Source organism: Verticiella sediminum (assembly GCF_007558815.1).
GTDB lineage: Bacteria > Pseudomonadota > Gammaproteobacteria > Burkholderiales > Burkholderiaceae_B > Verticiella > Verticiella sediminum.
The window spans coordinates 92,549-107,012 of the sequence record NZ_VLTJ01000026.1 but is presented as its reverse complement, the minus strand read 5'-3'; the positions used below and the strand labels follow the sequence as shown (position 1 = coordinate 107,012).

The window sequence follows — 14,464 nt, the reverse complement described above, 5'->3', positions numbered from 1 at the left end:
CGCAAGTTGATCGATTTGAATACGCCCTACGAGGTGCGCGACTGGACTCAGAGTCTGGCGTTTCTGAAGAGGAGTCCCGGACGATGTGGAAAAGGGGCCATCAGCTTTGGCTTGGTCCGCATCCGGCATCGATTTTGATTGGCTCGACAAACGCTCAATGGAGCCAGTCGGCTACAAACGCGTCAATAAGGTCACCGGCAAGGAAATCGCTTCTTCAGACACCGTGAAGGACGTTGCCTATGAGGACGGGCGGTACGCGATCCTGTCACCCGACGAGATCGAAGCCGCCTTTCCGAAGGTCACGCAGACCATCGAGATCGAGGCATTTCTGGATGCCGATGAAATCCCATTCGTCTACCTGGAGCGGCCTGCGGCCGAGCGCTGACCCTGAACCTCTTGCGTTGGGGTGGCGAGATCCGCTCGTTCGAGCAACTGAACCTGCCGCCGCTCGACGCCAAGGTAGCTGGCATCAAGGACGCCAAGCTGACGATGGCGATGCAGCTCATCGAGGACATGACGCAGAAGTGGGATGCGGACAACTTCCGCAATTCCTTCGCTGACGAAATCAACCGTCTGATCGAGGCAAAGGCGCAGGCCGGCGATATCGAAGACGTCGTCAGAGTGGAGCGAGAAGCCGGTGCGCCGGCAGGCGCCGAGGTGTTGGACCTGACCGCGCCCCAGCAGCCTTGTTCGCAAGGCCCATCATCCGGGTCGGGAAGTTTGTAACAGGCCTGTCAACTGGTGTTGGGCCGTTAGCTGGGGCGGGCTCGCGTGCTGTGCATCGAGCCTGACTGCGCCAGTCTCGCCCGCGGCCGTGACTGTTTCCGGTCACGATGACCTGGCCCAAAGAAGGAAGCTGACTCCGCGTGGACAGGGATGGTTTCCGGACCGGTGCCTGAAACCGGGATCGAGCCGGCACGCACCACCGCCGGCCGGTCATCAACAACTTTGGCTCAACCCAGAGATGGCCGTCTCCAGGTCATCCAGCAGATGCTGGATCGCCGCCTCGTCGGACGAGGATGCCCCGGTAATGGCGCGCATCAGGCTCGCGAGGTCGCAATCGTCATCGTCCGTGCACCCGGCCTGTTCGAACACCGGCCGCAGAGCGTGCGTGGCGCGGTGTTTTTCGTAGACGTACAGGACCAGGTCGCGCTCCAGCGCGGCGCCGGACAGGCCGTCGAACGGCGAGCCGCAGGCGCAGGCGAGCCCACCCGACAGCGCCATGTGGGTGGCGGTTGCGCGCCGCCATGCGGCCATCAGGCCGATGGCGCGCAGGGCAGGGTTGCTCGCAGGGTTTGCGCCTCCCATGGGCCGCTCACTCCACCGTGGCGTCAGCGGCGCGCAGGGCTTGCGTGGCCTGCGTATCGACGGCGCCGTTCTCGTGCAGCGCCACCCGGTATTTCTCACGCGCATTCTGCATGCTGACGTAGCCCTGGCGAACGTCTCGGGCCACCTGCTCCGGGTCGCGCTGTTGCGGCGAGCCGAAGCCGCCGCCGCCGCCGGCACGCAGGAACAGCCGGTCGCCTGGCCGCAGCCGCTGATTGCGCACCTTGCCGGTCTGTTGGTCGTCAGGGTCTTCGCCCCGGGTGGCCACGAACACTTCGTTGGGCAGGCCGGCGTGCCCGCCGTCCAGCCCCCAGGGCGGGCAATGCATGCGGTCGGACTGCACATCGACCGACATGGGGGCACGTGCGCGCACGACAGTCTCGGTGCCAAGGCCGCCGCGGTACCGGCCGGCGCCGCCGGAATCGGGACGCAAGGCCTGGCGTTCGATCAGGATCGGATACTTGGCTTCCAGTTGCTCGCATGGGCTGTTGTGCGTGTCTCCGTCGTTGGAACACACCACGCCGCTCATCCCGTCTTCGTTCTGCTTGGCGCCCCAGCCGCCGCCGGTGGGGCCGACGAACCCGATGAAGAACTTGCCGTCGCGCGGCGAGAGGCCGTGGAACAGCGCGATCACGAGGTCCGCGTGATGCGCCGCGATCGTGCGGTCGGGAATGGCACTGGCCATCGCCTTGAAGATGGTGTCCACCACGGTCATCGGGAAGGTCATCCATTTGCGCATGGCGGCTGGTTTGCTGGCGCTGACCACGGTGCCTTCGGGAACGATGACCTTCAGCGGCCGGAAGCTGCCTTCGTTGATGGGGTAGTCGGTGGGTGAAGTAAGACACTTGTATGCCACCTGCGCGCACGAATAGCCCGTGCTGGGCCCCGAATTGAAGAACCCCCTGACCTGCGGGCTGACCTCGGACAGATCGACCGTAATCTCCTCGCCGCGCTTGATCACGCGAACCTTGATGGGCACGCGCGAGCCGATATCCAGCCCGTCGTCATCCATGAACGACTCGGCTTCGTAGACGCCGTCGGGAATCGAGCGGGTGCGCGCGCGTGCCGCCGCTTCGGAAAGGTCCATGATGCGCGAGATCGATTCCAGTACAGGCTCCCGTCCATAGCGCTGCAGGATCTCGGTGAAGCGGCGGTGCCCGGTGTTGACGGCGATGATCTGCGCCCGCAGATCGCCCATCGCCCGCTCGGCCAGGCGCACGTTCGTCTTGATGATACGCACGAGGTCGTCGTTGATGCGCCCGTTGTCCCGGTACTTCATGACCGGAATCTGGATGCCCTCGGAATAGATGTCCGAGGTCACGCCGCCGAGTGCGCCGCCCACGTCCGGCCAGTGCGCCATGCAGCACGCCCAGGCGCTGAGCTTGCCGTCGAAGAAGATGGGCTGGCTGAACGTGAAATGGTTCAGGTGGCTGCCGGTGATATAGGCGTCGTTGGTCACCAGGATGTCGTCCGGCCCGATCGTGCCGTTCTCCGGGGCGGCGTAGTACGCGAGCTTGGCCTTGATCGTATTGGACATGCCGCGGATGAAGCTCGGCAGCCCGATACCGATGGAAATCGTCTCTCCTTCGGCGGTAAAGAGGCCGACCGTGAAGTCGAGGGCCTCGTAGATGATCATGTTGTAGGCCGTGCGCATGAGGTTGGTCTTCATCTCCTCGGTCACGGCCAGCACGCCGTTGCGTACGATCTCGGTCAGCACGGCATCCGCGTGCCTGCGTGGATTGGACAGAGTCATGCCTGCTTTACTCCCAAATCGATTCTCAGGTTCCCGTAGGCGTCCACTTCGAGTTCGTCGCCCGGCAGCACCACGGTGGTGGAGGCGTGCTCTTCGACGAGAGCCGGTCCGCTGATTCGATTGCCGGCCAACAGGCGGTCGCGGTCGAATACCTCGGTGGGCACAGCCTTGCCGGTCTCGCTGAAATACACCTCGCGCGCGCCCCGGCGCGCCTCAACCGGCGGTGCCGCCTCGCCCTGCGGGATCTTCTCCATCGGCGGCTTGTCCATCACGCCGACCACCGTGGCGCGCAGCGTGACGATTTCCACCTTCTCGGCGGGTGCGCAAGTGCCGTAGCGGAACTGATGCACTTCGTCGAACCGGCGCTTCAGCGCTGCGTGGTCGCGCGCGCTCAGCAGGGACGCCGTGATGTCGACCGTCACCGAATGCTCCTGTCCCACGTAGCGCATGTCGGCGGCGTAGTCGACTCTGACATGGGCGGTCCGTACGCGGCTCTCTTCGAGCGAGCGGTGTCCCTGCGCGGCCAGCTCGGCCAGGGCCTGTTCCAGCTCGTCGAAGTCCAGGTCTTCCAGCTTGCGGAACGTGGTGCGTACGTTGTCGTAGCGCAGATCGGAGTGCAGCATGCCGAAGGCGCAGAAGTGGCCCGGCGCGCGCGGAATGATGAGGTGCCGGATGCCGATCTCCCGCCCGATGGCGCTGGCGTGCAGCGGGCCTGCGCCGCCATACGCGATCATCGGAAAGGCCGCGGCGTCGAAACCGCGCTCGGTCGAAACGCCCTTGACGGCGTAGGACATCTTGGTCACCGCGATCTGCAGGATGCCCTCGGCGGCCGCCACCGTGTCCATGCCCAGGGGCTCGGCCACCTTGGCGCGAATCGCTTCGGTGGCCGCGGAGACGTCCAGCGGCATCTCGCCGCCGAGAAAGTTCTGCGCATCCAGACGCCCGAGGACAAGGTTGGCATCCGTCACCGTGGCGAAGCCGCCGCCGCGGCCGTAGCAGGCGGGCCCTGGCTCGGCACCGGCGCTGTGCGGGCCGACACGCAGCGCCCCGCCCAGGCCGACCTCGGCAATGCTGCCGCCGCCCGTGCCCACCTCGAACACATCCACCAGCGGTATCTGGATCGGCAGGCCTTCGTTGTAGCCGCCGACCATGGCGAGGTTCGTCGTCATGACGGTATCGTCATGGATCACGCCCGCCTTGGCGGTGGTGCCCCCCATGTCGAAAGCCACCGCGTCCTTCAAGCCGAGCGCCCGGCACAGGGCGTGCGCACCGATCACGCCGGCGGCCGGGCCCGATTCGAGCATGCGCACGCACTGGCGTTGTGCCTGCTGCGATTCATACAGCCCGCCGGTGGACTGGACGATGAGGAACTTGCCGTCGAAGCCCTCCCGGTGCAGGCGCGAATCTATCTGCGCAACGTACCGGCTTACGATGGGCCCGACGAACGCATTGGCAACGGTGGTGGAGCAGCGTTCGAACTCGCGGTATTCCTGCGAAAGCTCGTGTGATGCCGTGACGAAGGCCTGGGGCAGGCGCCGCTGCACGATCGCCTTGACCGCAAGCTCGTGGCTGGGATTGGCATAGCAGTGCAGCAGCAGGATGGCCACCGCTTCGATGCCCTCCTCGAGCATGCGATCGCAGATGCGCTGTATGCCCGCTTCGTCCAGCGGCGTGTCCACGTCTCCCTCGGCCGTCAGCCGCTCGCGCACCTCGTAACGCAGCCGCCGTTCGACCAGCGGGACGTGCTTGCGAAAGAACAGATTGTAGGCATCGGGCCGGTTGATGCGGCCGATCTCGTAGATGTCCCGGAACCCCTCGGTGATCAGTAATGCCGTGCGCGCGCCCTTGCGCTCGAGCAGGGCATTGATCGCGACGGTCGATCCATGGAGAAAGGTCTCCGCCTGATCGAAGGACGTGCCGGCTTTGCCGACGCCGTTGGCAATGCCGTCCACCATTCGCTCCGGCGTGCTGAGCGTCTTGCCCAGCGACAGGGCGCCGCTGGCAGGATCGAAATAGGCGACATCGGTGAACGTGCCGCCGATGTCCGCAGCCAGTCTGCTGCCTTTCTGCATGTCAGGCCTCCGTCAGCCGGCTTTCGTCGCAGACGGTGTTGCGTAGCACCCCGATGGCGTCGACTTCGACCTCCACGACATCGCCATGCTTCATGAAGACCGGCGGATTGCGCTTGGCGCCAACGCCGCCCGGGGTGCCGGTCACGATCACGTCGCCCGGCGCCAAGGGGACGAAGGTGGAGACGTAGGCGATCTGGCTCGGGATGTCGTGGATCATCTTGTCCGTCGTCGTGCGTTGCATCTCCTGTCCATTCAGGCGCGTCACCAGCGTCATCACGTGTCCGGGCGGGATGTCGTGGGCGCTCGTCATCCATGGGCCGAAGGCGCCGGTGCGCCAGAAGTTCTTGCCCGCGGTCCACTGCGAGGTAGAGGTCTGCCAGTCGCGCACGGAGCCGTCGTTGTAGCAGGCATACCCGGCGATGTGGGACCACGCATCGGCCGCCGCGATACGCCGCCCGCCGCGGCCGATGATGACCGCGATCTCGCCTTCATAGTCCAGCTTGGCGGACTCGGCGGGACGCACGAGGGCTTCATCGTGCGCGATCTGCGACGAAGCGACTCGCAGGAACAGCGTCGGGCTTTCGGTGACTTCGCGCCCCGTTTCGCGTACGTGCTCTCCGTAGTTGAGGCCGACGCAGATGATCTTCTCCGGATTCGGGATCACCGGCAGCAGCTTGACGTCGCCGGCCCGCAGCTGGGCTGCGCGGCCGCGGACGTGAGCCATGGCTTGATCCAGCAGGCCGCAGGCGATGAGGGTCTTCAGGTCGGGCGCCTGTGCGGCGAATACCGGGCCCAGGTCGTGTATGCCATCGTCTTGCTGGATACCGTAAGAGGCGCTGCCATCGATTTCAAAACTGACGAATTTCATGGGACTTGTTCTGATCAAGGAGGGAAGGGAAGACGTCGAAAAGAAGCGGGGAGGGATGCCATCAGGCCATGGCCGGATCGACGATCAGCACCACCTTGCCGATCTGCTGGTTCCGGTCGAGGATCTCGTGCGCAATCGACGCCTGTTCGAGCGAGAACGTGGCCTGCACCAGCGTGCGGACGCGCCCTCGCTCCAGTTCCGGCCACACGTGCTCTACGAGTTCGTCGGCGATCCGTTGCTTGAAGGCGGTATCGCGTCGGCGGATCTGCGCGCCGGTGAGCGTCAGGCTGCGCTGTACGAACGAGCGGGTGCGGAGCGTGGAGTGCTCGCCCCGATGGTTGCCGATCAAAGCCAGGCGCCCGCCCATGGCCAGGAGTTCGACCTCGATGCCGACGTAGTCGCCGGCCTGCGAATCCAGGATCACGTCGAAGCCGTGCGTCCCCGCGAGATGGCGCAGGCTTTCGGCCCAGGCAGCGTTGCGGTAGTTCACGCAGCGCTCGGCGCCGTAGTTCTGGCTGACGGCGCATTTCTCGTCGGTGCCGGCGGTCGCGAATACGCGTGCATCGCGCAGTACGCGCGCCATCTGGGTCGCCGCCAGGCCCACGCCGCTGGTGCCGCCTTGTATCAGCAGGGTCTCGCCCCGGTCCAGCCGGCATAGCTGGAAGACGTTGTGCCAGGCCGTGAAGAACACTTCGGGCAGCGACGCGGCTTGCGTCAGGCTCAGCCCGGCGGGTACCGGCATCACCTGGCCTTGCGGCACGGCGCACAGTTCGGCGTAGCCGCCGCCGGTGGATAGGGCGCAAACCCGGTCGCCAGGGCGAAAACGCTCCACCGCGGCACCGACCCGTTCGACGACGCCGGCGGTGTCCAGGCCGGGGATATCCGAGGCCCCTGGTGGTGGGTCGTACAGGCCCTTGCGCTGTTGCACGTCGGGGCGGTTCACGCTGGCTGCAGCGACGCGGATGAGCACGTCCTGCTCGCCGACGGTGGGTTCCGGGCGCTCGCACAGACGCAGGGCCTCGGGGCCGCCGGGCTGGCTGATCTCAATGGCTTTCATGGCTTCATCCGACGATGTCGTTCAGTCCATCCGGATGTTTAGCTGTTTCACGATGGCTGCCCAGGCGGCGGTGTCCTGCTGGATGAACTGGCCGAACTCCTGTGGTGTCCAGTCCGGCACCGTCAGTCCGTCACGGGCGACGATCTGTCGGACCTCCGGCGAGGCCATGGCCTTGCGAACTTCGAGGTTGAGCCGCTGCACGATCTCGGCGGGCGTTCCCGTGGGCGCGAAGACGCCGAACCACGAGTCTTGCGTCATGCCCGGATAACCCAGCTCGTTGAAGGTCGGTACCTCCGGAAGCAATGTCGAGCGCTCCGCGGAGGTCGCCGCGAGCGGGCGCAGCTTGTTCGCCCGCAGGTTCGGCATGGCCGTCACGGCCGTGTCGATGAAGAACTGAACCTGGCCCGACAGCAGGTCGATCATCGCGGGGCCAGCCCCGCGATAGTGAACGCTGGTGATCGGCACTTGGGTCGCCGCGGCCAGCCGTTCGTTGAGCAGGTGCGTCACGCCGCCCAGTCCCAGAGAGACCGCGTTGACCTCGTCGGGCGCGCGCCGCGCGTAGTCGAGCAGCTCCTTGAGCGAATGCGCCGGCACATCAAGGTTGGTGCTCAGCACATAGGGCGTGGTCACCAGCGGAGCAACCGGAACGAAGTCCTCGGTGCGATAGGAGGGCTCCTTGGTGACCAGTACGTTCACGGAGAACGCGAGGCTGTTGACCAGCAGCGTGTAGCCGTCCGCCGGCGCGCGCGCGGCCGCCGCGGAGCCGATCATGGTGTTGCCGCCGCCGCGATTCTCCACGAAGACCGCTTGTCCCAGCGACTTGGACATGGGTTCGGCAATCATGCGTGCCAACTGGTCGGTGGATCCGCCGGCGGGATACGGCACGATGAGTCTGATCGGCCTGTTGGGAAAGCCCTGTGTCGATGCCTCGACGGCAAGGGTCTGAGTGCTGTGGGCGGCGAGTGCCAGGGCGGCGTAGAGCATTGCCCAGCGGCGCAGATGGACGAGCATGTCTCTCTCCAGTGCAGGAAGGGTCCCGACTTTTATGGTAACCAAGGTTACCTATGAAATTGTCGGCATGGTAACATGGGTTACCTAAAATCTGTCAATCAGGGCCGAGACCTATGAGCAAGATTCCCGAAATCCAGGAAGAGAAGCAGGCCGAGACCATCACTGGCGTGGAGCGAGCCCTGTTCATCATCGAGCAGTTGGCCGATTCCCAGGATGGCTTGTCGTTCACGGAGATCCTCAACCTGCTGGGAGTGAACAAATCCATCGCTTTCAAGCTGCTCAACACGCTCATCGCGACCCACTACGTCTTCAAGGACGAGCGCACCGGGAATTACTGCCTGACCTACCGGATCAGCAATGTCGGCATGAGGAAAATGTCGCGTTCGCGGCTGTTGAATCAAAGCCAGGTGATCCTGCGCGAGCTGGCGGACCAGACGGGCGAGTTCATCCGCCTGGCCGTGGTCGAGCAGGACACCATTACGTGGGTGATGTCGATCCTGACGAAGAAGCGGATCCTCCAGATCGACCCGAACTACAGTACCGAGATCGGCCTTCATACGCATGCCGCCGGCAAGGCGTGGCTGGCTACGCTGGACCTTGCCAAGGCGCGCCGGTTGATTCTGGCGAGTGGGCTGCAGCGCATGACTCCGCATTCGCTGACGGGAATCAAGGAAGTCATGGCCGACCTGCGCCTGACGGCCGAGCGCGGCTATGCCATTTCGTATGAAGAGCATGGCCTGGGCGTGGGGGCAGTGGGCGCACCCGTCATGATTCAACCGTTCGATCAGGACGAGCCCCTGTGCGTGGGGGTCGTCACGCTGGCCGCTCCAGTGGCCCACATGGATCGTCCCGCCCTGGAGCGTTGCGCCCCGAAGGTCATTGCCGCTGCGAAGAAGTTGGCCGCCGTCTGGCCGCACACCCATGTGGGTGAACTTCATGAAGAAGCCTAACGTTCTGGTGGTCGGCGGCGGTGGCGCCGGCCTGGCGGCCGCCATCACGGCCGCGGAGGCCGGCTGTTCCGTGCTGCTGCTCGAGAAGGGCGAGCGTCTGGGCGGCAGTACGGGCTGGTCGATCGGCTCCATCACGGCCGCGGGAACGCCCGATCAGCGCGCGGCCGGCGTGCAGGACCATTGGGAAGACCACCTCGCCGATATGCCCGCCTGGGCCGGCGACCAGGCCGCGCGCGACAACATGGCGCTATGCGAGGTCTTGACGCGTCATGCCGCGCAGGCCGTGGCGTGGCTGCGCGAAAGCGGCGTCGAATTCATCGGTGTCTTCGAAGAGCCGCCGCACCGCAAGCCGCGCATGCACAACGTGCTGCCCAATTCGGGTTCCTATATCTACCATTTGTCGCGCCGGGCACGGCGGGCCGGCGTACAGTGCCTGCTGCAGACGCGGGCCGAGAAACTGTTGCAGGCGCCCGATGGGCGCGTCACGGGCGTCCAGGCGCGCGGCCCGGACGGCGATATGCAAGTCCTGAATGCCGGGGCCGTCGTGCTGGCCGGCGGCGACTTCAACGCCAGCCGCGAATTCAAGCTCGAGTTCGGCAACGCCGACCAGGTGGACATTCCCGCGATCAACCGTCTGGCCACCGGGGATTGCCAGCGCATGGGGCGCGAGTCGGGTGGGCGCGTCGTCAATGGCGACATCGCGCTCAGCGATCCGCGTTTTCGCTTTGCGCCGCCGGCGCGCCGGCCCTGGTTCCTGTCGCTGCCCCCTGTACGGCCGATCACCACGATCATGCGATGGGCGATGCGCGTACTGCCGCCGCGCCTGGCGCGTCCGTTCGTCATGAGTTTCGTGACGACGGCGCTGGCTCCCGAGGCGCACTTGCTCAAGTTGGGGGCCTCCCTGGTCAACAGAAAGGGTGAAGTGTTCCTGCGCGATAGCGAGAAGATCGGCCATGGCATCGCCCGGCAGCCGGACAATGCTGCGTGGCTGTTCATGGATGGCCCCCGATTGGCGCTCTTCTCGCATTGGCCGAATTTCATCTCAACGGCGCCGGGGGTTGCCTACGCCTACATCGACGACTATGAGCGCAATCGTCCCGACCTGTGCACGCGGGCCCGGGATATTCGCACATTGGCTGCCCGCAGCGGCATGCCCCTGGCCGCGCTGCAGCAGACGGCCCAAGCTGCAGGGTTCGAGAGCGGCCCGTATCTGCTGCTGGGGCCCATCCAGGCCGTGACGGTGATTGCGGACGGCGGGCTGGCGGTCAGCCCTCGCCTTGAAGTCCTGGACGCGGCGAACGTGCCTATCCCGGGCCTGTATGCGGCCGGAGCGGCCGGGCAGGGCGGCCTGCTGCTCAAGGGCCACGGCCACCATCTTGCCTGGGCATTCGTTTCCGGTCGCGTAGCGGGCAGATCCGCAGCTACGGCTGCGCGCCAGGAATAAGGTCGACGCTCGGCGTCGACGGCGCTCCATGCCGACATCGCGAGCAACTGGCCACGCAGGGCTGCTCCTTCCGTCGGCACATTCGAATGACCTGATTTCCCCTGGGCATCATCGAGCAGGAAAGCCCTTGTATATGCCCGTCTTGCATGGTAACTTCGGTTACCAATAACGAGTAACCCAGGTTACCCAAAAAGAAATCGGAATCGAGCGCGTGCGCATATCGTCCGGCAAGCGGTGGCTGTTCAGGCCTTGCAACCCGGCGCGCTGGTTCCGAGACGTGAAGGAGACATGCTTTGCAATGGATCGACCATCCGGGTCATGGCCCGGCGACGCCACGGAGCGGGAATTGTCTGGAGCGGCGCGCTTCGAAGCGGGGTGCGCCTTGACGACTGAATCGAAATCGCCGCGCGTTCCGAAAGTCCTGATCGTGGGCGGTGGCATGGCGGGATTGTGCGCTGCCGTTTCCGCGCTCGAGATGGGAGCGGCAGTCACCATGATCGAAAAGGGCGAGAAGCTCGGCGGTTCCATGCGGCTATCGAACGGCCTGGTGTGGACGTTCAAGGACACCTCCGCGCTGCGCAGCGAGGTTCGCGGCAACGAGTCGCTGCAGGATATGGTGTCCGAAAGTCTGGTCCGGGACCTCGACTGGCTGGCGAAGCTGGGTGTCGAATGCGGGCCTTTCCGACCGTTCCAGTGGTATGGCCGTGGTCGAACGGTGGCACCCGACCAGGTGATCGCCGCCATGACCCGTCAGATCGAGGCGCTGGGCGGCCGGATCCGGACCGGAGTGGCGCTGCATCGATTACGGCCTGTCTGCGACCGGGGCTACGCAGCCGAGTTGCGCGTGTCCGAGACCGCAGAGGAGGTGTTCGAGGCGGACGCCGTCATCCTGGCGACGGGCGGCTTCCAGGGCAACCCGGCGTTACTCGCTCGCTGGATTACCCCGAACACGGACTTCATCTATCTGCGCGCAAACCCTTGGAGCACCGGAGACGGCCTGAGCGTGGCGATGGATCTAGGCGCGGCCCTGACGAGCGGCATGGGCGAATGCTACGGCCATGCCATGGCCGCGCCGCCGGCGCGTTTCGGGCCGAAGCAATTCTCCGAGATGACCCAGCGATACGGAAATTACGCGCTGGCGCTGAATCTCAGCGGCAGGCGCTTCGCGGATGAATCGGCCGGGACCGGGGAAGAAACGCTGAATGCCGAAGTCGCCAGGCAGGAAGAGGCGACGGCGATCTACATCATCGACAGCGATATCGCGCAGATATCGCAGGAATTCGTGCTGGCGCCTCCCCATGTCAGTGTGTCTCGCGCCGAAGCTGCCGGTGCGTCGGTCATCCGCGCGGACAGCCTGGAAGCCTTGGCGCACGCGTTGAAAGCCTGGGGCGTACCCCCGCAGGAAGTGCTGAACACGCTTCGGACCTTCAACGAGGCGCTGACGGCCGGCACGGCCGATCAGCTCGTGCCGCCAAGAAGGCGAAATCAGCATCCCATCGCAAAGCCGCCTTTCATGGCCGTCAAGGTGCGAGCGGGCATCACGTTCACCTGCGGCGGGCTGGCCACGGACGTGGACATGCGGGTACTGCGGCGCACGGGCACCATTTCCACGCTTCCGATGGTGCTGGCCGATGCAGCGGACGTGAGCTATTGCGCACTTCCGAATCTCTATGCCGCCGGTTGCGATGTCGGTGGACTGAGCAACCGCGGCTACATGGGCGGGCTGGCTTGCGCTCTCGTCACGGGACGTAAGGCGGGCGCCCAGGCGGCGGCATCGGCCGGCGGGCACTGACCGACCGGGCTCGCAGGTCGGCGGGCCCCCAGGCCAAGCGCAGGTTGGCTTCGAACGAATACCGATAGCGGGCGCCACGCCCATCCCGTTGCTTATTCTTTCCAGGTTCCCATTCCATGATGAATCGACGCAAGTTCGTGACCGCCGCAAGCTGCGCGGCGGCAGCGGTGCATCTTCCGGTGCGCGCGCAGCAATATCCTTCGCGGCCCATCAGGCTCATCGTGCCCTTTGCGGCGGGCGGCACGACCGACGGCATCGCACGCATGTACGGTGAAAGCATCGCCCGCGAGTTGAACGGATCGGTGGTCGTCGAGAACAAGCCAGGGGCGGCTGCGCGCATCGGCGCTCAATTCGTCGCCCGCTCGCCTGCCGATGGCTACACGCTGTTGCTGGCAGGCTCATCGATATTCTCCATCAACCAGTTCCTTTTCAAGGAGCCGGGATACAGCGTGGCGGATCTCACGCCGATCGGGCTGCTCAGCCGGCTTCCCTACGTATTGACGGTGGCCAACCGGGTCCCGGTGAAGGATCCGAAGGAGTTCGCGCAATGGGCGGCGGCTCAAGCCGAGCCCGTGACCTACGGCCACATCGGCGCCGGCAGCGCCAACCATCTCCTTGGCGTGCTGGTCGCGCAGACTTTGAAGATTAGGATGACGGGCGTTCCGTACAAGGGCAATGTGCCCGCGAACATGGATCTCATCCAGGGGCTGCTCGACAGCCAGCTCGATGCCTTGAATGGGTCCTTGCCCTACCACAAGGCAGGGCGCGTCCGGATCGTCGGGCTGCTGGAGCAGGAGCGTTGGCCCGGTCTGGACGTTCCCACGTTCGCGGAAAGCGGCTATCCGGACCTCGTCGGCGGCTCATGGCTGGCACTGGCCGCTCCTACAGGAACCCCGGCCGAGATCGTGGACAGGCTTTCGGAGATCGTCATGCAGGCGGCCGAGGAAAAGCGCATCCAAGATGCGCTTTTCGAGACCGGCCAGGTGGCCATGAAAATGACGCAGGCCGAAACGCAGGCCTTCATCAAATCCGAGGCGGACCGCTGGGGGGGCCTGATTCGCAGCGCCAATCTGACGATCCAGGAGAGCTAGCGCGCAGCCTCCTTGGCCGAGGGGAGGGGCAAGGGGCGCCCTCGCCTTGCAGGCTGCGCTGGTCCGGCACTCCCGGGAGGAGACGACATGAAGGGAATCCACAGGAACACGACATGAAGACGATCGATGCGCAACGGGTCGCTGTGGTCACGGGCGCGCGCCGAGGCATCGGAAGCGCCATCGCGCAGGCGCTGGCCATGCAAGGGTGGAGCATTGTCGCGATCGACCTGGTCGAGGACGAAGCGGCGCGTTCGACCCTGGATGCCATCCGGGGCAGCGGTGCCGCCGCCGAGTTCATCGTTGCCGATATCGCCGATGTCGCTCGGTCCGCCGACGTCTGCCAGGCTGCGTTCGACGCCTTCGGCCGCGTCGATTGCCTGGTCAACAATGCGGGAGTGATGGGAAAGGACCGTCTCGCGGACGTCCTGCACACCACCGTCGACAGCTTCGATCACGTGATGTCGGTCAACCTCAGGGGCACGTTCTTTCTTGCCCAGGCCTTTGCCCGCGAGATGGTGGCCAGACGAGCAACCTGCGCGGACGCGTTCCAGTCCATCGTCACGATATCCTCCGTCAACGCAAGCCATGCGCGTACGCGCGCCGCGGAATACAGTATTTCGAAAGCGGCAATCGCCATGTTTGCCAAGATTCTCGCCCTGCAACTGGCGCCACACGGGATTTGCTGCTATGACGTCCAGCCCGGCCTCATCAAGACGGATCTCAACGTCTCCCTGCACGAGGCTTACGGTGTTGTCATCGAGGAAGGGGGCGTCTGCCCTATGTCTCGCTGGGGAGAACCTGGGGACATTGCCTGCACTGTGGCGACGCTGGCGGGGGGAGGCCTGCCGTTCGCCACAGGCCAAGTGCTGAATGTCGACGGCGGCATGCATATTCCCAAGAGCGCATTCGACAATCCCGTCGTGCGTGCACGGCTGGAACATGCGAGCCGCAGGGCATAGCGGCGGGCACGGCCTTGGTTGCCAAGCCTTGGCCTATTGATAGAAGCTCGAAGGCGCGACGCCGAAATGTCGCTTGAACGTACGGTACGTGAACGTTAGTCGCCTGGCTCAGGTTCACAAATTCAGTCGAGCCGTTGCGCT

General features: G+C 65.2%; 13 protein-coding genes. 7 read left to right on the top strand and 6 right to left on the bottom strand.

Annotation, left to right across the window (positions count from 1 at the left end):
• Window positions 1-85: 85 nt before the first annotated feature.
• Window positions 86-385: a Ku protein gene (locus tag FOZ76_RS28370; protein WP_425473279.1), complete on the top strand. Its 300-nt coding sequence runs from the start codon at window positions 86-88 to the stop codon at window positions 383-385.
• An 11-nt stretch (window positions 386-396) separates the two neighbouring features.
• Window positions 397-726 (top strand): Ku family protein, encoded by a 330-nt coding sequence (locus FOZ76_RS28365; protein ID WP_425473277.1) that lies wholly within the window; start codon window positions 397-399, stop codon window positions 724-726.
• A 213-nt stretch (window positions 727-939) separates the two neighbouring features.
• On the opposite strand, the gene FOZ76_RS13470 is transcribed toward FOZ76_RS28365, so the two are convergent.
• The 6 genes from FOZ76_RS13470 to FOZ76_RS13445 all read right to left on the bottom strand — a co-directional run bounded on the left by FOZ76_RS13470 (window position 940) and on the right by FOZ76_RS13445 (window position 8,087).
• On the bottom strand, window positions 940-1,308 hold the full coding sequence (locus FOZ76_RS13470; protein ID WP_143948792.1) for a hypothetical protein: 369 nt from the start codon (window positions 1,306-1,308) through the stop codon (window positions 940-942).
• Between the two features lie 7 nt (window positions 1,309-1,315).
• Complete coding sequence (locus FOZ76_RS13465; RefSeq protein WP_143948791.1) at window positions 1,316-3,079, bottom strand: hydantoinase B/oxoprolinase family protein; 1,764 nt, start codon at window positions 3,077-3,079, stop codon at window positions 1,316-1,318.
• Entirely contained in the window at window positions 3,076-5,151 is a 2,076-nt protein-coding gene (locus FOZ76_RS13460; RefSeq protein WP_143948790.1) for a hydantoinase/oxoprolinase family protein, read from the bottom strand. The genes FOZ76_RS13465 and FOZ76_RS13460 overlap by 4 nt, the downstream gene beginning before the upstream one ends.
• Window position 5,152: 1 nt before the next feature.
• On the bottom strand, window positions 5,153-6,019 hold the full coding sequence (locus tag FOZ76_RS13455) for a fumarylacetoacetate hydrolase family protein (RefSeq protein ID WP_143948789.1): 867 nt from the start codon (window positions 6,017-6,019) through the stop codon (window positions 5,153-5,155).
• Window positions 6,020-6,080: 61 nt separating this feature from the next.
• Window positions 6,081-7,076 (bottom strand): NAD(P)H-quinone oxidoreductase, encoded by a 996-nt coding sequence (locus tag FOZ76_RS13450; protein WP_143948788.1) that lies wholly within the window; start codon window positions 7,074-7,076, stop codon window positions 6,081-6,083.
• Window positions 7,077-7,097: 21 nt separating this feature from the next.
• The gene (locus FOZ76_RS13445; RefSeq protein ID WP_143948787.1) at window positions 7,098-8,087 is read right to left on the bottom strand and encodes a Bug family tripartite tricarboxylate transporter substrate binding protein; all 990 of its coding nucleotides are present in this window, start codon (window positions 8,085-8,087) and stop codon (window positions 7,098-7,100) included.
• A 113-nt stretch (window positions 8,088-8,200) separates the two neighbouring features.
• On the opposite strand from FOZ76_RS13445, the gene FOZ76_RS13440 reads away from it, so the two are divergent.
• From FOZ76_RS13440 to FOZ76_RS13420, 5 genes are all read left to right on the top strand, one after another.
• Window positions 8,201-9,037, top strand: coding sequence for an IclR family transcriptional regulator (locus tag FOZ76_RS13440; RefSeq protein WP_143948786.1), 837 nt, complete (start codon window positions 8,201-8,203; stop codon window positions 9,035-9,037).
• Window positions 9,024-10,481, top strand: coding sequence for an FAD-dependent oxidoreductase (locus tag FOZ76_RS28175; protein ID WP_281283000.1), 1,458 nt, complete (start codon window positions 9,024-9,026; stop codon window positions 10,479-10,481). Before FOZ76_RS13440 ends, FOZ76_RS28175 begins: the two co-directional genes overlap by 14 nt.
• A gap of 382 nt (window positions 10,482-10,863) precedes the next feature.
• On the top strand, window positions 10,864-12,273 hold the full coding sequence (locus FOZ76_RS13430; RefSeq protein WP_170235436.1) for an FAD-dependent oxidoreductase: 1,410 nt from the start codon (window positions 10,864-10,866) through the stop codon (window positions 12,271-12,273).
• A gap of 116 nt (window positions 12,274-12,389) precedes the next feature.
• Window positions 12,390-13,364 carry a Bug family tripartite tricarboxylate transporter substrate binding protein gene (locus FOZ76_RS13425; RefSeq protein WP_143948783.1) on the top strand — a complete coding sequence of 325 codons (975 nt, stop codon included), beginning with the start codon at window positions 12,390-12,392 and terminating at the stop codon, window positions 13,362-13,364.
• Window positions 13,365-13,477: 113 nt separating this feature from the next.
• Window positions 13,478-14,323 (top strand): 3-ketoacyl-ACP reductase, encoded by an 846-nt coding sequence (locus FOZ76_RS13420; protein ID WP_143948782.1) that lies wholly within the window; start codon window positions 13,478-13,480, stop codon window positions 14,321-14,323.
• The last annotated feature ends 141 nt before the right edge of the window (window positions 14,324-14,464 follow it).

Excerpts from the sequence above, each read along its gene's own strand:
- FOZ76_RS13470 (WP_143948792.1), bottom strand. The coding sequence starts at position 1,308 with ATGGGAGGCGCAAACCCTGCGAGCAACCCTGCCCTGCGCGCCATCGGC.
- FOZ76_RS13465 (WP_143948791.1), bottom strand. The coding sequence starts at position 3,079 with ATGACTCTGTCCAATCCACGCAGGCACGCGGATGCCGTGCTGACCGAG.
- FOZ76_RS13460 (WP_143948790.1), bottom strand. The coding sequence starts at position 5,151 with ATGCAGAAAGGCAGCAGACTGGCTGCGGACATCGGCGGCACGTTCACC.
- FOZ76_RS13455 (WP_143948789.1), bottom strand. The coding sequence starts at position 6,019 with ATGAAATTCGTCAGTTTTGAAATCGATGGCAGCGCCTCTTACGGTATC.
- FOZ76_RS13450 (WP_143948788.1), bottom strand. The coding sequence starts at position 7,076 with ATGAAAGCCATTGAGATCAGCCAGCCCGGCGGCCCCGAGGCCCTGCGT.
- FOZ76_RS13445 (WP_143948787.1), bottom strand. The coding sequence starts at position 8,087 with ATGCTCGTCCATCTGCGCCGCTGGGCAATGCTCTACGCCGCCCTGGCA.
- FOZ76_RS13440 (WP_143948786.1), top strand. The coding sequence starts at position 8,201 with ATGAGCAAGATTCCCGAAATCCAGGAAGAGAAGCAGGCCGAGACCATC.
- FOZ76_RS28175 (WP_281283000.1), top strand. The coding sequence starts at position 9,024 with ATGAAGAAGCCTAACGTTCTGGTGGTCGGCGGCGGTGGCGCCGGCCTG.
- FOZ76_RS13425 (WP_143948783.1), top strand. The coding sequence starts at position 12,390 with ATGATGAATCGACGCAAGTTCGTGACCGCCGCAAGCTGCGCGGCGGCA.
- FOZ76_RS13420 (WP_143948782.1), top strand. The coding sequence starts at position 13,478 with ATGAAGACGATCGATGCGCAACGGGTCGCTGTGGTCACGGGCGCGCGC.